2 protein-coding genes are annotated in these 1,576 nt (G+C 71.6%); both read left to right on the top strand.

All coding sequences use genetic code 11. The annotated features are described in order from the left end of the window. Nucleotides 1-922 (top strand): TauD/TfdA family dioxygenase (locus AB0G02_RS39405; protein WP_360805383.1); only part of this gene is annotated, 922 nt, incomplete at its 5' end. Between the two features lie 73 nt (nucleotides 923-995). Continuing rightward, nucleotides 996-1,576 (top strand): hypothetical protein (locus AB0G02_RS39400; RefSeq protein WP_360805380.1); only part of this gene is annotated, 581 nt, incomplete at its 3' end.

The raw sequence follows: 1,576 nt of genomic DNA, 5'->3' as shown, positions 1-1,576 counted from the left end.
GAACGCGTGCGACCACATCGCCCGAGCCCTGTGCTCCGACCGGCATCCCGTGGACGCGCCGGAGTGGGTCGACCGCGCCCGCGACGCCTGGGACGAGCTGCCGTTGGCGTTGCGCCGCGGGGTGCGCCGGTTCCGGCGGCATTCCGGCCCGCACGGAGTGCTGGTGATCCGAGGGCTGCCGGTGGACGCAACAGCGCTGCCGCCCACGCCGTCGAGGCCGGAGTCGGTGCAGCGCGAGGCCACCGTCGCGGCGGCGGTGCTGACCATGGTGGCCTGCGCGCTCGGCGATCCCGCCGCGTACCTGGCCGAGAAGTCCGGCGCCCTCGTGCAAGACGTCGTCCCCGTGCCCGGCAGGGAGAACTTCTCGGGCAACGCCGGCTCGGCGCTGCTGACCTTCCACAACGAGAACGCCTTCCACCCCCACGAACCCGACCACGTGCTGCTGCTGTGCCTGCGCGCCGACCACGACCGCACCGCCGGCCTGCGCACCGCGTGCCTGCGCGAGGTGCTGCCGCTGCTGCCCGAAGCCACCCGTGACGCGCTGTTCGCGCCCGAGTTCATCCTGCGACCACCCCCCTCCTTCGGCGTCGACGACACCGCCCGCGACCCGCAGCCGCTGCTGTTCGGCGCGGTGGACGACCCGGACATGCGCATGGCCCAGATCGCCACCACACCGGCGACCCCGCGGGCCGAAGCGGCACTGGCCGAACTCGCCCACGCCTTCGACACCGCCGCCCGCACCACCCGACTCACACCCGGCGACATGGCCGTCATCGACAACCGGGTCACCGTGCACGGCCGCACCCCCTTCCGCCCCCGCTACGACGGAGCCGACCGCTGGGTCCAACGAACCTTCGCCCTGGCCGACCTCCGCCGCTCCCGCGACCACCGCCCCGACGACGGCTACGTGCTCACCCGATGACCGCGGACTTCCACCGGACGTGTCACCCGATCGATACGTGGTCCGCCCGAGTCGGGCGTGATTCGCTCAAGACATGAACCCGATCGAGGAAGCCGGCGACAGATCAAGGTCAGACGGCTACCCCTACGCGTTCCACATCGCCCTGGACGGCAACGGACTCAACGGTCTGGAAGGTCGTGCCGGGGTCTGTGTGTTCCACTACGACCCGGTCAGCGGGCGGCACGCGTCCCGGATCGAGTACTACGACGGGCTCTCCGGCGGGCACGCGATCAGCCTCAGCCCCGATCGGCGCACCGGGTTTCTCGGCAACACCGGGCAGCACCTCGCGTTCTACGACACCGCGCGCCCCGAGGAGACCGAACGGGTGTCCACGTTGCGCTTCGAACCGACCGACTCCTCGATCAAGGGCAGCACGCACGCCGTGTGGCTGGACGGGACGACCGGCATTACCGCGATCGGCGAGTCCTTCTGGCAGTTCGACGTCAACCGGCTGACCGCCGCCGAGAACATCGGCACCCACGGGCTGAAGCTCCCCCACGCGATCAAGCGCACCGCGTCGGGCCGCCACCTCGTCTACGGCGGCATGGACCACCCCCGCCGCGGCGAGGCGTGCGAGGTGGGGATCTTCGACCTGGAACGCCGCACGCACCGGGT

The sequence above is a fragment of the Actinosynnema sp. NPDC023658 genome, assembly GCF_040639995.1.
Taxonomy (GTDB): Bacteria; Actinomycetota; Actinomycetes; order Mycobacteriales; family Pseudonocardiaceae; genus Actinosynnema.
Note: the sequence above shows the minus strand (reverse complement) of the source record. Positions and strands in the feature narration are given on the sequence as shown.